The organism is Microcystis sp. M49636_WE2 (assembly GCF_030065375.1).
GTDB lineage: Bacteria > Cyanobacteriota > Cyanobacteriia > Cyanobacteriales > Microcystaceae > Microcystis > Microcystis aeruginosa_C.
This window is the reverse complement of sequence record NZ_JASJFG010000467.1, coordinates 1-2088: the sequence shown is the minus strand read 5'-3', so window position 1 is coordinate 2088 and position 2088 is coordinate 1. Positions and strand designations below refer to the sequence as shown.

The 2088-nt window shown below is 46.5% G+C and carries 3 protein-coding genes; 1 reads left to right on the top strand and 2 read right to left on the bottom strand.

Annotated features, from left to right (window positions below):
* Positions 1–387, bottom strand: a 387-nt coding sequence (ndhN, locus tag PX484_RS11045; RefSeq protein WP_288103835.1) for an NAD(P)H-quinone oxidoreductase subunit N, incomplete at its 3' end; no start/stop codon positions are given.
* Between the two features lie 312 nt (positions 388–699).
* Between ndhN and PX484_RS11040 the strand changes: the two genes are divergently transcribed.
* Positions 700–1569: an ABC transporter permease gene (locus PX484_RS11040; protein WP_002801070.1), complete on the top strand. Its 870-nt coding sequence runs from the start codon at positions 700–702 to the stop codon at positions 1567–1569.
* 48 nt (positions 1570–1617) lie between these two features.
* Here PX484_RS11040 and phoU read toward each other — a convergent pair.
* A partial coding sequence (gene phoU / locus PX484_RS11035) for a phosphate signaling complex protein PhoU (protein WP_288103833.1) occupies positions 1618–2088 on the bottom strand: 471 nt, incomplete at its 5' end.

The window sequence follows — 2088 nt, the reverse complement described above, 5'->3', positions numbered from 1 at the left end:
TTGACTAAGATTAATTAAGTATTGTTTTTCTTCCGAGGACAAAACAAAACTTTCAATAATCCAAATCACTAAACCTTTAGATTTGGGGGGTAAATTTTCCAATTGATAGGTAGCAATGGGAGGAATAAAATAAACCGGTCCCACGGCTGCTTCCCGACCGATATTTTTTTTACCTAAATGGGGGGGACGGACTCCATGAATGCCGGTAAGATAGGCACTTAAATCGCCTAGACCTCTAGCGGTGATATGCAGGACATTGTACCCAGTGGCCCGTAAACGTCTTTGATAGCGTCCCTCGTAACCTCCTTCTAAGGGTGCGTAAACACCTAAAGCGCCGTATTGTTCCAGATCGCGAATAAATGGTTTTCCTGTGGTCAGTAGTGCCATAGCTAGTAAAAAAATCTTTTTCCCTATAATCGCACGTTTTGTTAAGTTGTGCGTCAGGTGAACAAAGAAAGACTTAAGATCAAAGATAGAGAGAGACAATCGCTACTCTCCCAAGGAGGCAATATGTTTCACGATCTCCTTTATCCCAACGGACTGCTTTATATCCTCATTAAACTAACTGTTTTAGCGTTAGCAGTCTTGCTCTGGTTTATGGTCGTTTCGGCCCCGGCTGTCTGAAAAAAACACTGCTCTTGTCTCAGGTTAGCCTTGTCTTCTACAATTAGCGTTCTATGCAATGGCTAAATTTTGTCGATGACTCCTGTTAAATTGCCGATCGATCCTTTTCTGAAACCCAACCTAACCACTAAGCTCCTAGGGGTGGGGTTGGTATTGACAATTATTTTTATCCTGATTGCCCTGTTTTCGCCCCTTCTGCAAGCGATCGGCCTGATTCAGGATCCAACCGACATTTTAAGCAATTATCCCCTACAAGCCCCCAGTTCCGGGCATTGGTTCGGGACGAATGTGCGCGGTTATGATGTCTTTTCCCGCACCCTATTCGGGACCCGGGCGGCCTTGTCCGTGGTATTTTTGGCCACAGGATTATCTTTAGTCATCGGGGTTCCTTTAGGGTTAATTAGCGGTTATTTGGGGGGTAAGATCGATCGCGTTCTCCTCTTTCTCATGGATACCCTCTACACCTTGCCGGGGTTATTATTATCGGTGGCTCTCGCCTTCGTCTTGGGTCGTGGTATCGTCAATGTAGCGATCGCTGTTAGCATTGCCTATATTCCCCAATATTTTCGCGTGGTCAGAAATCAAACCGCCAGCGTTAAAAATGAGTTATTTATCGAAGCGGCACGAGCGATCGGTGCTAGTCCAGGCCGGATACTATCAAAATATCTTTTCTTTAATGTCGTCCAAAGTGTCCCGGTTCTTTTTACCCTCAACGCGGCGGATGCGATCCTGGTTTTAGGCGGTTTAGGCTTTTTAGGCTTAGGATTACCAGAAGAAGTGCCAGAATGGGGTCATGATCTCAAGGAAGCTTTGGCGGATTTATCTACAGGCATCTGGTGGACCACTTTATTCCCCGGATTAGCAATGACCACGATGGTGGTGGGTTTATCTCTCTTGGGAGAGGGGTTAAGTGAAATTTTAAACCCCCTGAGTCGTAAACGCTAAAAGCGCGGGCCAGAGATCGAGGGAAATCAACTCAAGGCCTCCACACCCTCAGCCTCTCTGTCCGGTAACGATGTAGGATACCCTTTGGGCGATATTGGTGGCGTGATCGGCCATACGTTCCAGATGACGGATTAGTAAAGCCATCAGCAGGATCGGTTCCACCACACCCTTAATATCTCTTTGATGGGCGAGAGTGTGATAGAGATAGTCATAGGCTCGATCGACCGTATTATCTAGTTCTTTGACCTTTGGACCGGCTTCTTGATCGAGGTCAGCCAGAGCAACCAGACTCGTGGCTAACATATACTGAGCATGGTGGGACATGGCCTCGATCTCACTCATACAATCATGAGGAGTATAGGCGAATAACTTGAGTGCTATTTCGGCTAAATCCTTGGCATAATCGCCGATCCGTTCCAAATCGCGCACTAATTGCATAAAAGCACTTAAAAGCCGCAAATCTTGGGCTACGGGAGCCTGTAGAGTCATGAGAGTGGCACAATCTAACTCGATTTGACG